The sequence below is a fragment of the Paenibacillus illinoisensis NBRC 15959 genome (genome assembly GCF_004000925.1).
Lineage (GTDB): Bacteria > Bacillota > Bacilli > Paenibacillales > Paenibacillaceae > Paenibacillus > Paenibacillus illinoisensis.
Genome location: NZ_BIME01000009.1, coordinates 1 through 19,067, shown reverse-complemented (window position 1 = coordinate 19,067; position 19,067 = coordinate 1). Strand labels below are relative to the sequence as shown.

At 48.7% G+C, this 19,067-nt stretch carries 16 protein-coding genes and 1 tRNA gene; 6 read left to right on the top strand and 11 right to left on the bottom strand.

The window, feature by feature from the left end; all coding sequences use genetic code 11:
* Positions 1-35 precede the first annotated feature (35 nt).
* The 3 genes from PIL01S_RS20125 to PIL01S_RS20115 are packed head-to-tail and all read right to left on the bottom strand — an operon-like array spanning position 36 to position 3,246.
* The gene (locus PIL01S_RS20125) at positions 36-869 is read right to left on the bottom strand and encodes a carbohydrate ABC transporter permease (protein ID WP_127539071.1); all 834 of its coding nucleotides are present in this window, start codon (positions 867-869) and stop codon (positions 36-38) included.
* A gap of 44 nt (positions 870-913) precedes the next feature.
* On the bottom strand, positions 914-1,837 hold the full coding sequence (locus tag PIL01S_RS20120; protein WP_127539070.1) for a carbohydrate ABC transporter permease: 924 nt from the start codon (positions 1,835-1,837) through the stop codon (positions 914-916).
* A 56-nt stretch (positions 1,838-1,893) separates the two neighbouring features.
* The gene (locus PIL01S_RS20115) at positions 1,894-3,246 is read right to left on the bottom strand and encodes an ABC transporter substrate-binding protein (protein WP_127539069.1); all 1,353 of its coding nucleotides are present in this window, start codon (positions 3,244-3,246) and stop codon (positions 1,894-1,896) included.
* A gap of 350 nt (positions 3,247-3,596) precedes the next feature.
* Between PIL01S_RS20115 and PIL01S_RS20110 the strand changes: the two genes are divergently transcribed.
* Positions 3,597-4,562 carry an N-acetylglucosamine kinase gene (locus tag PIL01S_RS20110; RefSeq protein ID WP_127539068.1) on the top strand — a complete coding sequence of 322 codons (966 nt, stop codon included), beginning with the start codon at positions 3,597-3,599 and terminating at the stop codon, positions 4,560-4,562.
* Between the two features lie 22 nt (positions 4,563-4,584).
* The gene (murQ, locus tag PIL01S_RS20105) at positions 4,585-5,490 is read left to right on the top strand and encodes an N-acetylmuramic acid 6-phosphate etherase (protein WP_127539067.1); all 906 of its coding nucleotides are present in this window, start codon (positions 4,585-4,587) and stop codon (positions 5,488-5,490) included.
* Between the two features lie 158 nt (positions 5,491-5,648).
* Here the strand turns inward: murQ and PIL01S_RS20100 are convergent, their stop codons facing one another.
* The gene (locus tag PIL01S_RS20100; protein ID WP_127539240.1) at positions 5,649-6,488 is read right to left on the bottom strand and encodes a MurR/RpiR family transcriptional regulator; all 840 of its coding nucleotides are present in this window, start codon (positions 6,486-6,488) and stop codon (positions 5,649-5,651) included.
* Between the two features lie 123 nt (positions 6,489-6,611).
* A complete protein-coding gene (locus PIL01S_RS20095) occupies positions 6,612-7,838 on the bottom strand; it encodes an anhydro-N-acetylmuramic acid kinase (RefSeq protein ID WP_127539066.1) in 1,227 nt (408 codons plus the stop codon).
* Between the two features lie 324 nt (positions 7,839-8,162).
* Between PIL01S_RS20095 and PIL01S_RS20090 the strand changes: the two genes are divergently transcribed.
* Both PIL01S_RS20090 and PIL01S_RS20085 read left to right on the top strand, forming a co-directional pair.
* Entirely contained in the window at positions 8,163-9,575 is a 1,413-nt protein-coding gene (locus PIL01S_RS20090) for an N-acetylmuramoyl-L-alanine amidase family protein (protein ID WP_127539065.1), read from the top strand.
* 35 nt (positions 9,576-9,610) lie between these two features.
* Positions 9,611-10,168, top strand: a complete 558-nt coding sequence (locus PIL01S_RS20085) for a GerMN domain-containing protein (protein ID WP_127539064.1) — start codon at positions 9,611-9,613, stop codon at positions 10,166-10,168.
* Between the two features lie 95 nt (positions 10,169-10,263).
* Here PIL01S_RS20085 and PIL01S_RS20080 read toward each other — a convergent pair whose 3' ends face one another.
* The 4 genes from PIL01S_RS20080 to PIL01S_RS20065 form a co-directional block, all read right to left on the bottom strand.
* Entirely contained in the window at positions 10,264-11,766 is a 1,503-nt protein-coding gene (locus PIL01S_RS20080; protein WP_127539063.1) for an MBL fold metallo-hydrolase, read from the bottom strand.
* Positions 11,763-13,448 (bottom strand): ABC transporter permease, encoded by a 1,686-nt coding sequence (locus PIL01S_RS20075; RefSeq protein ID WP_127539239.1) that lies wholly within the window; start codon positions 13,446-13,448, stop codon positions 11,763-11,765. Before PIL01S_RS20075 ends, PIL01S_RS20080 begins: the two co-directional genes overlap by 4 nt.
* A 78-nt stretch (positions 13,449-13,526) precedes the next feature.
* Positions 13,527-14,594, bottom strand: a complete 1,068-nt coding sequence (locus tag PIL01S_RS20070) for an ABC transporter substrate-binding protein (RefSeq protein WP_127539062.1) — start codon at positions 14,592-14,594, stop codon at positions 13,527-13,529.
* A 73-nt stretch (positions 14,595-14,667) separates the two neighbouring features.
* A complete protein-coding gene (locus PIL01S_RS20065) occupies positions 14,668-15,681 on the bottom strand; it encodes an ABC transporter ATP-binding protein (protein WP_127539061.1) in 1,014 nt (337 codons plus the stop codon).
* A 404-nt stretch (positions 15,682-16,085) separates the two neighbouring features.
* On the opposite strand from PIL01S_RS20065, the gene PIL01S_RS20060 reads away from it, so the two are divergent.
* Both PIL01S_RS20060 and PIL01S_RS20055 read left to right on the top strand, forming a co-directional pair.
* A complete protein-coding gene (locus PIL01S_RS20060) occupies positions 16,086-17,003 on the top strand; it encodes a LysR family transcriptional regulator (RefSeq protein WP_127539060.1) in 918 nt (305 codons plus the stop codon).
* Positions 17,004-17,131: 128 nt separating this feature from the next.
* Positions 17,132-17,989 carry a CYTH domain-containing protein gene (locus PIL01S_RS20055; RefSeq protein WP_127539059.1) on the top strand — a complete coding sequence of 286 codons (858 nt, stop codon included), beginning with the start codon at positions 17,132-17,134 and terminating at the stop codon, positions 17,987-17,989.
* Between the two features lie 205 nt (positions 17,990-18,194).
* Here the strand turns inward: PIL01S_RS20055 and PIL01S_RS20050 are convergent, their stop codons facing one another.
* Both PIL01S_RS20050 and PIL01S_RS20045 read right to left on the bottom strand, forming a co-directional pair.
* Positions 18,195-18,800 (bottom strand): short chain dehydrogenase, encoded by a 606-nt coding sequence (locus PIL01S_RS20050; protein ID WP_127539058.1) that lies wholly within the window; start codon positions 18,798-18,800, stop codon positions 18,195-18,197.
* A gap of 183 nt (positions 18,801-18,983) precedes the next feature.
* Positions 18,984-19,054: transfer RNA gene (locus PIL01S_RS20045), tRNA-Gly, on the bottom strand.
* Between the last annotated feature and the right edge of the window lie 13 nt (positions 19,055-19,067).

Here is a 19,067-nt window from a genome sequence, read left to right as displayed (position 1 = left end):
TACGTTGTCGCTTGTCCTCAACATGCGAGTTAACCTTAGCCTTTAACCGCACCGATCGTAATCCCCTGCAGGAAGTAGCGCTGCAATGAGAAGAACAGAATAATCATGGGCAGAGCTCCAATCGTCGCCCCCGCCATCATGGCACCAAAATCGGTCGATTCGGCAAATACAAACGAAGCCAGCCCCACCTGAATGGTTCTCATTTCATTGGAGTTGGTAATCAGGAACGGCCAAAAAAATTCATTCCATGAAGCCACAAAGGTGAAAATGGCAAGCACGGCAATCCCCGGCTTCGCCATGGGCAGAATTACCTTCCAGAAGATGCCGAACTCGCTGCATGCGTCAATGCGAGCTGCATGAATCAGCGATGTCGGCAGTGTCGACATGAACTGTTTCATTAAGAAGATGTTGCCCACGCTAACAGCAGCAGGCAGAATGATTGCCGTATACGTATCCCCCAGGTCAAAAACGTTGACCATCAGGATGTACAGAGGAATCAGCGTCACCTGAGCCGGAATCATCATCGTGCCAAGCAAAACCCAGAATACGGCCTGACTTCCCGGAAATTTCAGTTTGGCAAACGCGTATCCCGCGAGGGAGGCAAAAAACACATTTGTCACGGTCAGAATGACCGAGATCAGCAGCGAGTTGTACAGCCAGCGCCACGCATCGGTTTTTGCAAAAAAACGTTCATATGGTGACAGCGACAGCTGCTCTGGAATCATCTGCGGTTTGAAAGAGGCAGACATCGTGGTGTCCTGCACCGAACCGACGAGCATCCAGTACATCGGAATAATGGTCACCAGTGCCCAACCGACCAACAGAATGGAGGCTACGACAAGCAGCGTCCTTTTCTGAGTTGATTTCATAGATTTGTTCACCCCCGGATGCTAGATCCAAAATATCAAAATCCCTAATATTCAATATCACTTGAAAAATACTTGAACTGGATAACGGAGATGACAATAATAATAATCGCTAGTACGAAGGACTGCGCCGATGCCAATCCGAACTCATAGAACTTAAACGCCGTTTCGTAGATCAGATAGGCGATTGTTGTTGTCGCGAAGTTGGGTCCGCCCTGTGTCATCAAGTATACGGAGATAAATACCTGAAACGATGTAATCACACCCGTAACCAGCAGATACAACGTGGTTGGCTTAAGGAGCGGCCAGGTTATTTTGCTAAACTGGGTCCATCCGCTGGCATGATCGATGTCCGCTGCTTCATACAGCGATTTCGGAATGCCTCCCATGGCTGCGAGATACAGAATAATGCCTGCACCATGCGATCCGAGCCAGTTCATCAGGATGAGTGAAAAGAGTGCCGTTCCCGACTGGCCCAGCCAGATCACCGGATCAAGTCCGAAAAGGCCGAGGAAGCGATTCAAAAGCCCGGAGTCGGTCGGATCAAAGATGGCCAGCCATACAATGGAAATCGTTACTCCGGATGCCACCGCAGGCAGATACAAGGTAGCTTTGAAAAAGGTCTGCCACTTGCTTTTCATCTGGAAGATGAAATAGGACAGCACAAAGGTAATAAGAATATTGACGGGTACCGTACCCACGGTGAAGATGATTGTATTTTTAATCGACTTCCAGAATGTCTCATCCTTCACCAGACGCTCGTAATTATCCAATCCAACCCAGGTTGAATTCATAATGTTATATTTCTGGAAGCTCATCACAAGAGCGGTCAGGACCGGATAGAGGGTGAAGATGAGAAACAGCAGGACAGGCGCCAGGATAAATAAATACGCCCACCCATAGTCTCGCCAAAGCCGGGCAATCCGGGAAGTCCGGGGTACGGACGACTTTGGCGCAAGGGCGGTCTGCATGGCAAATCCTCCTCTCCTAATCATTGTGGTCTTACATGTGCGCTATGTTTTTCTTTTTATTGTCCAAACATCTGCTGGCCTTTGCTCTTGAAGTCTTCTGCAATCTGCTCCGGCGTTTTCTCTCCCGAGAAAAGGGCCTGAATATTCGGTTTTACAACCTGCTCCTTGAATTGCTTTTGCTGTGAAGCCTTATCAATGTCCAGCTCCAGCACAACAGGCATGGCAATGTTCTCAGCCATCACTTTGGCAGCCTCCAGATTATCCGGCTCCCCCAATTCTTTCCCTGCAAACAGATCAACTTGAGATTGTCTCACAAAAGGGAGTGCGAGTTCGTTGGCAGAGTTCCCGGCTTTTGCACCGCTTAGCGCCTCCATAACCAGGAACGTATTCTTGGCATGCTGTTCACCTTTGTCCTTCTTCTGCTTGAAGGCTACGTACCCTTCACCGCCCATCGTGGTTGCCGCTTGCTGATTGTCATTATGCGGCACAGGCAGCAGGACAAAATCGATTTTCTCTCCCTGCACTTTGCCATCATCAATGTCCTTGTTGCGGTTCTGGATCATCACGTCGTAATAAGGAATGGCCTTGGAGATCATGGCCGTCTCTCCTGCATAGAACATATCCGTCCGTTTCGCCGGGGCAATTGCTGCTGTCTCCTTCGGCATGTAACCTTGGTCCATCAGATTTTGGATGAAAGAGAGTGTATCCAGAATCCGCCCATCATTCCATTGGAACGCACCCTCTTGGTCCAGAACGTCGATCATGCCGTTATTCCGGGAGAGCATTTCAATGAAATCAAGGGAAGTACCGTCGGTAACGAGCGCATACTGCTTAGCTCCGCTATCCAGCGTTTTGGTGAGCTTGGAGGCTGCTTCATTGAATTCCGACCAGGTCCAGCCATTTTGCTGAATGGACTTCCAATCGATGCCGGCCTCCTCCAAAATACGTTTGTTGCCGCCCCAAGCCCACTGGAATTGATATAGTGGCAGGCCGTACTGTTTACCTTGAATTTGCCCTAACTCCAGCGTACCTGGCAGATAGTCGTCCTTGATCTCGGGAGTCAGATAGCTATCCAGTTCAAGCGCAAGTCCCGTATTTACATACGTTCCATCCACACTGTGAAAGTACAGATCCGGGGGATTTCCCGCATTTAGCGCCACATCAAACTTTTTGGGTCCTTCCGCCCAGGAGAGCATCTCCGTCTTCACGGTAATGTTCGGGTGTTCTTTATTGAAGTCGGCAATCAGTTCTTTCAATTCGTCTTCATAAGTTCCATGCACCGGATAGGTCCATACGGTCACTGTATCGTCTGCATTAGGGTCTTCCGAAGCAGCCCCACCGCTATTTCCGCAGGCTGTAATCCAGACCATCATAAGTACCATTGCCAAAACCAGACCCTTTTTCTTCATCCCTTCATCTCCTTCGCGAGTCGTTTCCCAATCATTCCTTTGCCAAACTCGATGCCCCTTTGAAATCTTCGAACATAAAAATGATGAACCACCCCGTAAGTGTGGCAGTAAGGAACAGCACCTCCCCGTCCATTGACCTGCTAGTATGCAGAGTTCAACTAAATGCAATATTAACGTCAACTTACATGACATAAACAGTATTAATTCCTTCCAAAATTGTAGATTGAGTTCATTATATGAGCTATGAAATAAAAATTCAATATTATTTTTAAACATAAAATTTAATTTTACTTTTTCGTTTTATGCTCTTATACTATGTAAAAAGAAAACCTATGCAAGCGAGGTGAGCCATGTTGCGAGTATATGCAGGCATTGATGGAGGCGGTACCAATACTGATGCAGCAATCATTTCTGAATCTGGTAAACTTCTTGCCCGGTTCAGCGGCGGACCTACCAATCCTCACAGCGTACCGCCCGATCAGGCCATTTCAGAACTGCGGCGGGTACTGGATGGGCTGTTTAATCTAAGAACTGATTTGTCGACAAATTGTGAAGGTATATGTCTTGGAATGTCAGGTGTAGACAGCATACAGGAGAGACAGATGATTGCTGAAGCCGTAACAGACTATACCAAGAACAGTCTTCATCAGCGTGTGAAGGCTTGTCCCGTTTGGATTGTATCTGAGGGAGAGATCGCCCTTATGGCCGTGCTTGGGCATACTCAGGGAGTCTTATGCATATCAGGTACAGGATCTATTGTTTACGGATTTACACCGGAAGGTGAACGATACCGTGCTGGGGGTTGGGGCCACCTGCTTGGGGATGAAGGCAGCGGCTATCGCATCGGGCAACGGGCGCTTCAGGCTGTTATGCAGAGCCATGATGGCATTCTCCCCCCAACCAAACTAACCCCACTCATTTTACAAGAGCTGAGCCTGCATTCTCCCATTGAACTGAAGATGAAGGTATATCAATCCGATTGGGGTAAGTCCGATACAGCATCTCTAGCCCGTCTTGCCGTTAAAGCTGGGGAACATGGCGATGACGTTGCCAGGGCATTCATTACTGAAGAAGCAGGGCAGCTGGCGAATACAGCCAAGGCTCTGATTGCCCGTCATTTCACATTTAAATCTGCTCAGGTCGTCCTGTCAGGGTCTCTGTTCCGTCACTCTGCCTTATTCCGAAGCGAATTTATACACAAACTATCGGCAACCTACGGTGAGCTCGGCTTTGTCCAGCAGGATAATGCCCCGCCTCCGGCGGTTGGTGCGGCACAGCTGGCCAAAATGCGATGTTCCCTTCATGGATCACTATGAAAGAGATAAGGAGGCCATACTGATGAACCATATGCTTAACTCATTGCTAACGGAACAGCCTAATCCGCAGACGGATCATATAGATGAGCTGCCCTCGGCAGAGATTATGGAATTGATAAATAGGGAAGATCAACGTATTGCCGAATTGATCCAACCGCTCATCCCTGTGATTGCACGGGCGGCAGATCGAATTGTGGAAGCCTTTCAGTCGGGAGGAAGACTGTTCTATGTCGGTGCAGGAACCAGTGGCAGATTGGGGATACTTGACGCATCGGAATGTCCACCGACTTACGGAACACCACCTTCCATGGTACAGGGCATTATCGCTGGGGGCTTTCGGGCCGTGAAGGATCCTGTGGAAGGAGCTGAGGACAGTGAATCCCAAGGCGCCTCTGATCTGAGCGAGCATGGTTTGAATAAGAATGATGTTGTGGTAGGCATTGCTGCCAGCGGGCGAACTCCCTATGTCATTGGAGCAATGAGGTATGCAAGGGAAAAAGGAGCTGGTGTCATCAGCCTGAGCAATAATGCCGGGACACCAATGACCCTCCTGGCTGATGTGAGTATTGAAGCGGTCATGGGCCCCGAGGTTGTGATGGGGTCGACTCGGATGAAGGCAGGCAGTGCACAGAAAATGATCCTGAATATGCTGACGACTACAGCAATGATCAGACTGGGCAAAGTTTACCGGAACTTCATGGTCGATTTGAACCCCTCCAACGAGAAGCTTGTCCATCGGGCCAAGCGAATGATACAGCTTGCCACCGGTGCGAGTGAATCCGATATTGAACAGACCTTCACTGCCGCAGGCGGACATGTTAAAACAGCAATCGTCATGCTGATGGCAGACGTGAATGTGCTCGAAGCAAGGCGCAGACTGGATCAGGCTGACGGCTTCGTTCGCACTGCTATTGCAGGGCCGTCCTGATCGAATGCAAAGAGTATGCGTTAGCTCATATTTTTTTACAGGAGCCTGATACTGATCTTGGCTCCTTTTCACTTATTTTTCAAACCCAATCAGCATCAGCATTAGTCCCAAGAAAAAAATCCCTTCTGTTATATACAGTAAGGGATTTTTCCACTTCATCATTTATGTTCCAAAATAGCCTGACGGCTCTTCTCCAGATACTCAACAGACTGGTTATAATCCCGGCTGGCAATTGCCAGGTAGAGAATATCAATTACATTCAGCTGCGCAATTCGCGAAGATGTTGCTCCACTTCGGATATCGCTTTCAGTGGACGTAATCTTTAAGGGTACATCCGCCAGACTACTGAGCGTGTTACTACCCCATTTGGTAATGCTGATTGTTGCTGCTCCGCCTTCGAGAGCATGCTTCAGACACGAAATGACATTTGAGGTTTCCCCCGAGTAGGAGATACATACAACGGCATCATCTTCACGAAGGGTAGTGGAAGAGGAAATTTGCATGTGCGGATCCGCAAACGAAAAGCTTGTGCGATTGATTCGCATGAACTTGTAATGTGCATCCAGCGCAATCAGGTTCGAGGCCCCAACGCCATAGAAAAAAATTCGCTTTGCCCGGTGCAGTGCATCAACTGCCTGCTCAACCAGTCGTGGGTCCAATATATGGACCGTGTCCTTCACCGATTGGATATTGTTTGCGGATACATGCTGAATGATGCTCTCCATCGAGTCCTGAGGACGAATCTCCGTATAGTGATATTGCTCACCCGTTTGCAAATCGCCCGCAATCTTCAGCTTCAGCTCCTGAAATCCGGATACCCCCAATGATTTGCACAAACGAATAATGGCAGCCGGGCTGCCACCACTCCGTTCGGACAGCTGTGCCACGGAAGACTGGACCGTCTCTTGAGGATGATCGAGAATGTAGGCCCCGATCTTCCGTTCCGACGGGGTCAGGTCATCCATTAATGCGCGTAAACGTACGAGTCCACCTTTCATGCCTTCCATTCGTTCCACCTTTCCGTACTGTGTTCATGTACAAGCATTTTATCCTATAATTTCACTCGAGTCTAATCAGTAAACTCTCTTCAGCCATTCTGCTGCCGGACCGTAACCACGTATCTACAGTGTAAGTGTACCTGAGATGACAGCATGCCTGGCCCCAGTAACCTCAGGAAGCGCATTTGTTCTACCCATTAATGCTTCATGACCCAGGAGGGCAAAACCAATAGCTTCGCGGGCATCGTCTGGTATGCCATAATCTGTGGTCTGCTCCAATCGAATACCTTTCGGAAGTCTCCCTTGAATCATTTTCATTAATGTGGCATTCGAAGTCCCCCCGCCGCAAGCCAGCATGGCCGAGATCGGTACATTCGGCAGCACAAAGTCCTCTACAGCCCGCACAATGGTCTCTGCTGTCAAACAAGTGGCCGTAGCCAAAGTATCTTCCAGGGATAAGGAACGTGCAGCTGACAGGTCCATCAAACGCTCTGCATAAGCAGCACCGTAAACCTCCCGCCCGGTGCTTTTGGGAGGCATTCTTCTGAAATAATCGTCGTCCAGACACAGCTTCACCAGGTCCTGATCAGGTGTCCCCTTGGCGGCAATGCTTCCATTGGGGTCATAATGCTGTCTGCCGTTCGTTTCCTGTCGCACAATGGCATCTATCACCATGTTTCCCGGTCCTGTATCAAATGCAGAGATGCCTACTAGAGATGAAACAGCTGGAAGCACGGTCACATTGCCAATACCGCCGATATTCTGTACCAGTCGCCCCTCTGTCGTGCTGCGAAACATAAGAGCATCCGCATATGGTGTGAGCGGTGCTCCCTCCCCGCCAGCAGCTACATCTCTTGCACGCAGGTTACTGATCACCGGCAGTCCGGTCCGTTCCCGCACGACGGCACCTTCACCGATCTGCAATGTGGATGCCACTTGAAGACTCCCCTCCGGTCCGGGAAACGCTGACGGGACTGGCGAGTGCCACACGGTTTGTCCGTGCATACTGATCGCATCCACTTGTCCAGGCGAGAGGCCTGCCGAATGAATCAGCTTCATGACACTGTGTGCGTACCACTCTGAAACGCCGAAGTGTGCCGTCGTCAGGTCATCCACCCTCGCTGTTTCTGGAGAACACAATCGAATCAATACGTTCCTCAGCTCATTTGAATATGGAACACAGATGAAATCCATCAGGCGGATATTGGCTAATGCCCCGCTGGCATCCGTCTGAATGTGTACCAGAGCTGCATCTGTCCCATCAAGGGATGTTCCGGACATCAGCCCTATGACGTAATGATCTTGCTTCAAGCGATACTGTTCCCACATCGGATAGCTGCCTGTATCCATGTTCTCCTACCTCCTGCCAAACTTCATGTCCACGAATCCTGCCATAATTTCACCCAGTATATGATATAAAATTTCACAAGTCAATTATATCATGAAATTTAATTACACTCATCCATTTAACATACGTAATTCCTTTTAAATACAGTGTAAATCAGTACAATTTCTCTATACATAAATTAAATAAATCAATAAAAGAAACATTTTTACAATTTTGTTGTTTATATATTGTAGTAAAATTATGGGAGATGAATTGTTTTTTACCGATGGGAAATCTGAATTTCCATGTCGGTGAGTTACAAGCTCTAAAAATGTTGAGGTGTAATCATGAAGAAAATCATTGTACTTATGTTTCTGAGCCTGTTCTTCCTTTTTCTGTTTCCTATTCAGGGAAATGCCGCTGCAAACACGTCTAAAATCTTCTTGAATGGAGAGCAATTGTCTCTTCCGAATGACGTTCAGGTGACCATCGTCAATAAAAATGTCATGATCCCGATCCGAGTCGTTGCGGAAAATTTGAAGTTTGATGTCGACTGGAATCAACAAGCCCGTCAGGTGAAGATACAGCAAAATGAAAAAGTGATATCTCTCACCGTTGATCAGAAGCAAGCCATGGTTGCTGACAAACAGGTTACCCTGAATACGGCTCCACAAATTTTAAACAAAACGCTGGTGGTACCCATTCGTTTTGTCAGTGAACAGATGGGGCTTAGCGTAAAGTGGAACAACCAGGAGAAGATCGTATACTTAACTGGCAGCAATAATGAGCCCACCGAAGCATCTGGAGATGATTCAGGTAGCGACACCACGTCGTTAACCCATGTAACAGATATTGTTTTTGCCGATAATCAGCTTGTCGTGTCCATGGATGGGGAACAAGTGCAGCCTGTCATATCCACCTTGAAGAACCCGGATCGACTGGTTGTGGATTTGCCTGGAACGGTCTTTGGTGACCTGGCACAGCCACTTGATCAGGGGCTTAATGGAAAGCTGGATGTAACCGGATATCCCAATGTATCGGAAGTGAGATATTCCCTATTTAAACGAGATCCCGGACAAGTTCGGATTGTGGTTGAATTGAACAATGTGAAGGACTTGCAGTTCGATCAAAACGTGATTGCCGACAAGCTGCTTATCGATCTCAACGTTTCGGGGGACAGCGTAACTCCCGTGCCAGTGACTCCCGGCATCGATACAGGACGCAAAGTCGTCGTGATTGATCCAGGTCACGGAGGCAGTGACCCAGGGACCATAAGTATCACCAATAAACCGGAGAAGGAATACGTTCTGGCATTGGGTCTAAAAGTACAAGCTCTTCTGCTCAATGAGCCGGATATTGAGCTGGTCATGACACGTGACAGCGATATCTATCCCACACGTTCCGAGCGCGTTCAACTGGCGAATGAGTTAAATGCGGATGTCTTTGTCTCTATACACGGCAACAGTGCAACATCCTCACCTCAGGCATCGGGTACAGAAACCTTTTATTATCAGCGCAGCAGCAGCAAGGACTTGGCCAATATCATTCATGAACGCTTGGTGAAGGCTCTGGGATTCAAGGATAGGCGTGTCAAGAATGGCAACTTGCAGGTGATACGGGAAACCACCATGCCTGCTGTGCTCCTGGAAATTGGTTTCCTGAGCAATGCTGCTGAAGAGAAGGCCATGTCATCCGAAGAAGTTCAGGCGAAAGCTGCACAAGCAATAGTTGATGGAATCAAGGAATATCTAGGGATATAAAATATAACGTTATACCAAACGAAGGATGTGATTTGTTGAAACGAAAGATGGGATACGGACTACTACTCTTGTTCATTCTTATCATGGCCGCAGGGTGTGCCCAGAAGCCAGTCAGTGAATCCGGAACGAATGAACCCAACCATTCCGGAAGCGTACAGCCTTCCAACAATGGCGGGACTCAGATTGAGCCGAACAAGGAAGAGAAGCAGACAGTTGAAGTATACTTCGCCGATACACAGGTGCTGGAACTGGAAAAAAGAGAAGTTGAGCTGGAGTTTGTCGAGGACGACGAAAAATACAAAAAAACATTTGAAGCCTTGCAAAACAATGACGATACTGAGCTGGTCTCTCTATGGGAAAAGGTTGAACTGCTCTCCGTCCAATCTGCCGAGGATACATTGACTTTGGATGTGCATATCCCCGATGAAGCCAAGCTTGGCACCAGTGGAGAATTGCTGGCCTTGGAAGCTTTAACCACAACGATGTTTCAGTTTGATGAAATAAATCAATTGGAAGTGCTTGTAGATGGAGAAGCACTGGATAGCCTGATGGGTCACTCGGAACTTGAGCACCCCATTCAACGTGAACCCTAGTCCTTAAATAATAAAATGCAAAGAACGTCCCCAAGGACGCTCTCAACTGATGCTTTATGGCATTATAATGCATGGATCTCATTCTAATTTCATGTTTAGACATATAGCTCATCCCCGGGAGACAATGAATGTAACTCTGCTTCCGGTGATGGGCTATTTTTGAGCAAGCCCTCTCTCAATCTGTCCGTCTCGGCCTTATCTGCATGCACAAGCAAGGTATGCCGAGCAGGCAGCCGCTGCAGCATTCTCTCGACATCCAGCCAGCCTTGATGCACTTTATAACGGATCTTCTGCACCTCACAGACCCCATGCTCCGCCGGATTCTGTGCTAGCTTCTGTGCAAAAGTGCCAACAGCCGCATGCCCGGTGAGCAGGATCAGGTTCTCACCACTCTCCGCCAGCTGGCTATAGTACCAACGGGCAAGCGAAGATTGCATCATGCCGTCGGGAATAAACCATAGGGAAGCACCATATTGATTCAGCAGTCGCTCCCGATCCTCCTGACTTTTGGGCAGATACCAGGATTGTCCCTTTAAAAATCGTTCAATTGCACCCCTTAACGGACCCTTGAGATGTGTTCCTTGTTCTCTCAGCCAGTATGGGGCACGCAGCAGCTGCTTCATGCCATCTAGTAGCCCCTGCTCGGCGATCATCGGAACGCCAGGAAACTGCTCATGTGCCCACAGTATGATCTCTTGACCACGACCTACCGAAGGCATTGGGAGCAGCACCTTACCACCCCGAGCAATCGTCTGGCGTATGGCACGGTCCAATTGTTCCAGCTTGTCTGCCTGCGTATCCCGGTCCGTTCCATATGCAGCATCCACAATCGCCAGATCCATCGGCTGATTCAAGCTGCTCTTTATTAACGAAGGAGTCAAGGATACCTCGGAAATTCCAGAATTCTCATTTGCTATCGCTAGTTCCACCCGAGGTTCTCCAGCAAATGGTATGCCATCACCAACAGCCATGCCCTGAGACAATCGCAAATTATTTATACGGCTGCTTTTCTCCTTGCCCCTGAACAGGCTTGCCAATCTCAGCGCCTCTGCCGCACAATCTTCCTGTAAAAGCATGGACTCGGACGTGTAATCTCCGGAATAGAAGATCCGTTTACCCTCCATCTCAAGGACAAACCATACTGATCCTGCAAGGTGACCACTGCGTCCCCATAACACGTGCAGACCCGGAATCATCTCGAACCAGATCCCAGGCTTCGCCTGATCCTCCAGATACCTGTAACGTATGGACTCCACGTCTGTTTCCTCATACGGAAGTTCATATCCTGCACGCTCCAGATTGCTGCGCCACGCCCTGAAATAGGTGTTCAGCTGCTCCCTTGTCTCACGTGTCGTCCATACTTCACCCTGATAGCCCATTTTATACAATAAGGGAATAGCAACGGAATGATCCTCATGCGCGTGGGACAGCAGAACAGCATCCAGCGTTGATACAAGTTCAGGCTGGATAAGCGGGTATGCTCCCGCTCCTTCTTTTTTCACGCCACAATCCATTAAAATGTGAGTCCTGTCTCCGCTCAAGAGATAGGCAGAGCGGCCATGCTCGCCTGCCCCGCCCCATACGTTCAGTTTGATCATGATGCATTCCACTTTCTCTTTGAATTCAGTAGTTCAATGCCGAGCAGCATCAGTACGGTCATGCCGACCGTTACAACCGCCATGGCCATTCCGAGCGACACCTGGCCTTGTTCAAACTGCGCAAAAATATACGTTGCCGATGTCTGCATGGAAGGCGGGAGAATCAACAATGAGCCTACGAGCTCGCGTGTAGCAATGGTGAATGTCATCATCCAACCGGCCAGCATGCCGGGAATGATGAGCGGCACAAGAATGCGCCGAAGGATATACAGCGGCTTTCCGCCAAACACCTGCCCTGCCTGAAACAAAGTACCATCGATCTGGGTAAAGCTTGATTTCACATACTGCACCGTATATGGCAGGAAAAGTACGACATACGTCAGGACCACCATCCCGTACGTGTTGTACAGGGTGACAGGCATCCATGGCGAATTCCAGAACAGGATTAGACCCACGACCATAACAATGCCCGGTACGGTATTCGGCAGGAGACTGAACAGGTCGATGACACGCTGCATAAATGAGGATGATTTCCCAATCGCCAGCGCAAAACCTGTACCAATCACAACCGCAACGGTGGAAGCGGCGAGGGATAATCCCAGGCTATTTCCGATGGCTTTCATGCTAACCGAGCCCCAGGAGAGCAGATCCCGATAGTGATCCAGTGTTACATTGTCCAGAGACAATCCGACCCCCCGCAGCTTCATCGTCGACGCCGCAATAATGGAGAAGTACGGAATCCCCACGGAGAGAATGAGAAGTACCGCAAGATACAGACCGCATAGCCAGCCAGCTCCTCCGCGAAGGGAATAGCGTTTGGACCGCTGTCCTTTGCCCCCCACTAGACGGTACGTGAATTTACGACTCATGGCAGACTGCATGTACCACATCACGAGACATACGGACAACAGCACCGATGCTAGCGAGGTGGCCTTACCGAAGTCAATCGGCCAACTGGAGATATATTTGTGGATCTCCGAGGTCATGACATAGTATCCGATACGGCGGCCGAAGGTGGCCGGAGTTCCGAATTCCGCTATCGTTTTGACAAAAACAAGCATGATCCCCATCCCATAGGAAGATAGCAGTAAGGGTAATATAATGCGTCTGAAACGGTATCCTGCCGGTGCCCCGTGCACCGATCCTGCCTCTTCCAGATTGCCGCCGATGCGAATCAACGCATCCCGCAGCAGCAAGTACAGAAACGGGAATAGATGCAGGCTCATAATCAGCACCATGCCCCAGAAACTGAAGAAAAGCTCACTCCATCTCTCAGCTGATGGCACCCACTGCTGCAGGTATCCCCCTTTTTGCATAAACAATATCCAGCCCATGGAGCCGATATACGGTGGTGTCATGAACGGAATCATCAGGATCACGTCCACCCAGCGGTGCTGTCCCATTCGGGTCTTGGCCATCATCCAGGCCAGCGGCAGAGCCAGAAAGGTGGTGACGGCAACAACACAGATGCCGAGCCAGACAGAATTGAGCAGCACACCCGACAAATGATGACCAGTAATCGTCCGGATCGGAGCCATCCAGTCCCATTGTCCATCCGGATACACGCTCTGCCAGAAAATCAGCAGCAAGGGTACGCCAATACTTATAGTCAGCAGAAAGAGGGCCAGAATCACGCCCACTCTCCGAAAAATACGGTTGTTGTCCAGTACAACAGGTTTCACTGATTTCACCTCACATGACTTCCACCAAGACACTCGTTACACGTGTTGCCGAATGTTCTTCAGTTTGTTTCAGCCGTCTTATTTGAAAATCTCGGAGAAACGAGCCGCTGTTTCATCACCGTGTTCACTCATCCAGTTCCAGTCCACTTTCAGCTGCGGGATATCTTTCAGATTGGCCCGGTTGGTCGCTTCAATATCTTCACGGCCCGGAATCAGGTACGCATCGGCAACCAGCTTCTGCGCTTCATCGGACAACAGATAGTCGATAAACGCCTTGGCGTTTTCTACATTCGGGCTTGATTTCAGGATGGCAGCCGGTCGTGGGCTGATTACAGTCCCTTCTGCTGGATATACGATATCCAGTGGTTCGCCTTTATCCTTGGAGGAATAGGCCATGTAATCAACACCTGCCGCTACGATGCTTTTGGCTCCCGTAATTACCGGATCAAGAGCTTCCTGGTTCGCACCCGCCATGGCCACACCGTTCGCTTTGTAGCTGTCCAGCAGATCCCACCCTTGGTCACCGTTCACACTCAGGTACCCTGTAATGAAGTCCAGTGCAGAGCCAGACAATGTTGGATCGGGGATATTTACAGCGTCTTTCCATGCTGGTGTTGCGAGTTCAGCCCAACTTGTCGGTGGCGTAGACACCAGCTTGGTGTTGTACACAATTCCGAGTGCTGAAGCACTTGAACTGAAATAGTTGCCTTCTGCATCTGACCAGTCCTTGTTCAGCTTGTCGGCATTGGCTGCTTCAGGGTATGGGAGCGTCAAACCGTCAGCCTTGAGCGCCTGTGCTGAAGGCAAAGAGGCAAGTATCACTACATCGGCTACAGGATTGGATTTCTCTGCCTCCATACGGGCGAGGATTTTACCGGTTGTTCCCTGGAACATCTCTACTTCAATCCCTGTTTTGGCTGTAAACCCGCTCACAATATTATCTGCCAGCTTTTGCGGCCCTGCACTATAGAGCACCAGTTTGCCGCCTGCTGTTTCGGTTGGTTGTGCTGCTGCAGCGCTTCCTTCTCCCGCAGATTGTCCTGCGTTTCCAGCGGTTGAGTTCGTACTGCATCCGAATAAGCTAATGCTCATCACCGCTGTTAACAGCAGCAATGCACTTTTTTTCCGTGTTTTCATTCCCAACATCACATTCCATCTCCCTTGGTTATATGTTTTTTCGAGTAAACTTAAACTTCTTCTCATTTCCTAATTCAAGCATCTAGTTCGCTGCAGCTATAACTTCCCGCTTCGCATCCATGCTATCCTGCCCGTTCATACGGCAGATACGCTCCGGCGAGATATATAGCTGAACCTGCTCGCCTACGCGGACCCTTCGATCCAGGTAAGCGGTCCATATGCCTAGCCCTTCCATTTGAACCCGGATTTCATAACGCTCCCCTACATAGCTGACACTCAGTACCGTGGCCTGGTAACGCAGATCGTCATGACTTGTCCTATTCCAGGTCACATGCTCCGGTCGTACCATGGACTGATTCGGTGTCAACCAGTTGGATTTGCCGATAAACGAAGCAACAAACGGATCGCTTGGCGATGAGTAGATCGTCTCGGGACTACCTTTTTGCAATATCCGCCCCTTCTCCATGACCACAATCTCATCCGACATCGACATCGCCTCAACCTGATCGTGAGTGACATATAGTGCGGTTAGCCCCATATCCCGAACGAGGGACATCATCTCAATCCGCATTTCTTCCCGCAGTACTGCATCGAGTGCACTAAGCGGTTCATCGAACAGAATTACGCCAGGTCTTACGGCTACCGCTCTGGCAAAAGCAACCCGCTGCTGCTGTCCACCTGACAGCTGATGAGGATAACGATCTTCCATGCCTTGCAGGCGAACCATGCCAAGTGCTTCGGTTACTTTTTGCCGTAAATTTGCTTTCTGCTTTCCGGCCCTCAAGCCAAATGCCACATTTTCATATACCGTCATATGCGGCCATAATGCAAAATCCTGAAACACCATGCCCAGATTACGCTTATGGGTGGGTACATCAATCCGCTTGGCAGCTGAGAAGATGCACTGATCACCCGCAACAATCTCTCCTGCATCCGGCTGTTCCAGTCCAGCAAGCATCCGCAGCAATGTGGTTTTGCCGCAGCCTGATGGACCAAGCAGCGTTGTAAACTGACCATGCTGAAGCGTTAGATCCGTGGGCAATAGTGCAGGCGTGCGATTGAATGATTTTTGAACTCCTGAAATCTCCATTTTCATAAGCATCCCTGCCTGTCTTCTTGTACTGTACTCAGTCTAACTCCCGCTCTCGCGAGTTGTATGTTAGGAATGTAAAAATGAAATTAACTTTTTAGATGAATTCTGTTGATGTTCATAGATTAAATCTATATAAGGTGATTCAAATCCATTTTTCATTTGGTTACTTCGATAACAGCACCATCTTCCGATCGCTGTTTGCTGTTATCTCCGGATTTCCTTGATTCCCTTTTCAAAGGGAGACATCAGGGGATCAAGGCGAAGCGTATGCTTCCGAATAGCTTTCTTTCAGAAAGCTTTTAGCTTCGCTTTTTAGATTGGTCCTGTACTCTCCGTGTTTATGAAAACAAGCATTAAATCATCTTCTATTATGGAGACCCTGTATAAGGGAGAGGAGTGTGAGTTCGTTGAACCTCATTAAACTGCAAATTGTAGAGCTGATTGACAAGCATCATCACATGACCAGCGTCGCAGAGATTCTGGGCATCAAGCAGCCCACGGTTACGTTTCATATGAAATCACTGGAGGAAGAGATGGGAGTGCGATTATTCGAATCGCGCAGCGGAAAGACGTTCCTAACGGAGGCTGGACAGGCCCTGCTTCATTATTCCGTTAAGATCAATGCCCTGACCCAGGAGGCCCGCCGGGTAGTCAAAGAATACGACAGCCTCTACCGGGGCACGCTTCACATTGGGGCAAGTTATGTACCTGCAACCTATCTGCTACCTCCGATGCTGAATACCTTTTCGAAGGAATTTCCCGGCATTCGCATTGTGTTATCGGTCAAGCCGTCCCCTGTCATCCGCGAGATGTTAATGCGGCACCAGATTGATCTAGGGGTGATCTCTTCCGAGCCATTTGTCGGTCCGATCCTTCAAGCCGATCCGCTATGCGCAGATGATCTGGTATTAATCTGTGCTCCTCAGCATGCTCTGGCTAATAGAGAAGTGCTGGAGCCTGACCACATTTCTCAGATTCCCTTCGCCCTGCATGGGAACGAATCAAGCACTCGCCGTTTGACCAACCAATGGCTGGAACAACATGCCGTGCGGCTCCGAAGTACGGTAGAGATGGACTCACTCGAGGCAATCAAGCAGCTGGTTCTGCTCGGAGGCCATATTTCATTCATGTCGCGCATGGCCGTACAATGGGAGGAGCAGCATGGTTTGATTCAAGTCCTGCCCATTCCCGGGGAACAGGCCCCAAGGCATATATATACGGTACATAATAAGGATCGGCATCCTTCCGTCCAGATGAATCGGTTCAAGGAGGTTCTTCAGGAAGGAGTCCCTGACTCCCCTCCATTTCTGGGCTTGATCCCATAAAAACTCTCGTTCGCCATTCATCAAATCTATGCAGGGTTAACGCAATGCTCGTCCAACGTTAATCACTTTCATATACTCGGGCGCTAAAGTGGGTCTGTACATTAATCCAGCCTAGGGAGTGATTGGTTTTGAAAAAGTGGAAAAAGGTAACAACCTCATTGATGCTGAGTATCGTCACATTAGGGAGTAGTCTGGCGTTCCAGGCACCTCAGACATCAGCGGCGGCCAATGCCGTACCTGCCTACGAAGTGAAGTTTCTGGCTAAACCGGAGCTGGTATTGAACTCGGATGGAACGCCTCGCAGTGAAGTTATTCAGACGTTGTCCCTCGATTCAAAACCGAGAAACATCAGCGCTGAGTACTTTGACACCAATGCGCTGAATCTGAACCAAGCGGGATGGGATGTCCGTTTCCGGAAGAAGGATGACAAAAACAACTATGAATTGACCTACAAAAAGCGCTATCCCGTAATTAACGGTGACATTAACGCTGCACTGACCTTGGCTAATCAAGAGGGATTTGATGCATCAGATGATAACTATGAGGCTGAGATCGATTGGGGTTATGGCAAACAAACGCTGAGCTTCTCCAACACCAAAAAGGTGGATACCAAAGCTACAGGCGTGCAGCTCCCTTCCGAGAAGGATGCGCTCGATATGCTGCTGGACAAGCTGCCAGGCAAACTGAAAAACTGGTCTTCTTCCAACTGGGGTAAACAAACGCTCTCACAATCCCGTGCTCATGGCCCTGTAACGTTCCAACGCTATGAAGGCACATGGAATGGACAAGAGCTGTCGTTTGAAGTATGGCCTATTCGTAACGCAGATGGTACAGGTTTCGAGAATCTTGTAGAGGTTTCTTTCAAAACCGAAGATGCTGCAGCCGTATCCGGCCTGCGTACCGAGCTGCTGCAAGTGTTGGAAAGCAACAACTGGCTTATACCTGCCGATGGCTTAAAGACTCAAACGATTTTGGAAAGATACTAATCGTCTGGAATGACAAAGCATAGATATAACCAAAAGGACATTAGCAGGTTTATCCTGTTAATGTCCTTTGTGATTTTTAATTTGGGCGTATCCTAAGTTATATCATCCTATTTTAGCAAGCTTAGTTTTATGGAGATCAACTACATGCTGCCCGCAGTAACTTTCTGACGATTCAATGATTAATTGATCATCCTATTCTGAATATTTAGTATACTTTAAAGGTTTGTGCCGTTTCGATGCCCAGCGCACTTTGAATAAACGTATTAGCCACTCGTTCCACAGGTACCGGGTTAAAACCAATGAAAAAGTCTCTATATTTCTCAGCCGACTCTTCAAACAAATTAGGGCTGACCGAATTCAAACGAATACCTCTTGGCATTTCGTAGGCTGCCGCTTTAGCAAACGCATCGATTGCCCCGTTGGCCATAGCACTTGAAGCACCTTGTGCAATAGGATGATCCTTGATAATACCACTAACCAGCGTGAAACTCCCATTGTCATTAACATAGTGTTGTCCAATCAACACGATGTTGACCTGTCCCAGCAATTTGCTCTGTACACTGATCATGTTGTTCTCAGGGGTCAGCTCTTCCAGTTTGGCATAATGTGTCTGCCCAGCCGCGACAACGACGTAATCAATGTTTTGCACAGTTTCAAAAAGAGCCTTAATGCTATCCGTTGAAGTCATATCGACCTGATAATCACCTGAGCTTCTACCTGCTGTAACCACTTCTACAGACAGCTCATTCAACTTGGCAACAATCGCCTTTCCTAACGTTCCATGTCCTCCAATAACAAGAGCTCTTTTCACACGATTCCTCCCCTTTAGATCCGAACCATTTTTAACCAAGATAATCCTGTTTCTACCTAATTTAAACAAAATCATTCGGCAAGAGCAAGTTACTAAAGTCTGAGCTGTTCATATAAGATGAAGTGCACATGAGATTATAAATAAATAAAAAAACCTCTCGCACAAGGCAAGAGGCTTACTGTAAGCGGGTGATGGGAATCGAACCCACGCTATTAGCTTGGAAGGCTAAAGTTCTACCATTGAACTACACCCGCATAATCATAAAAA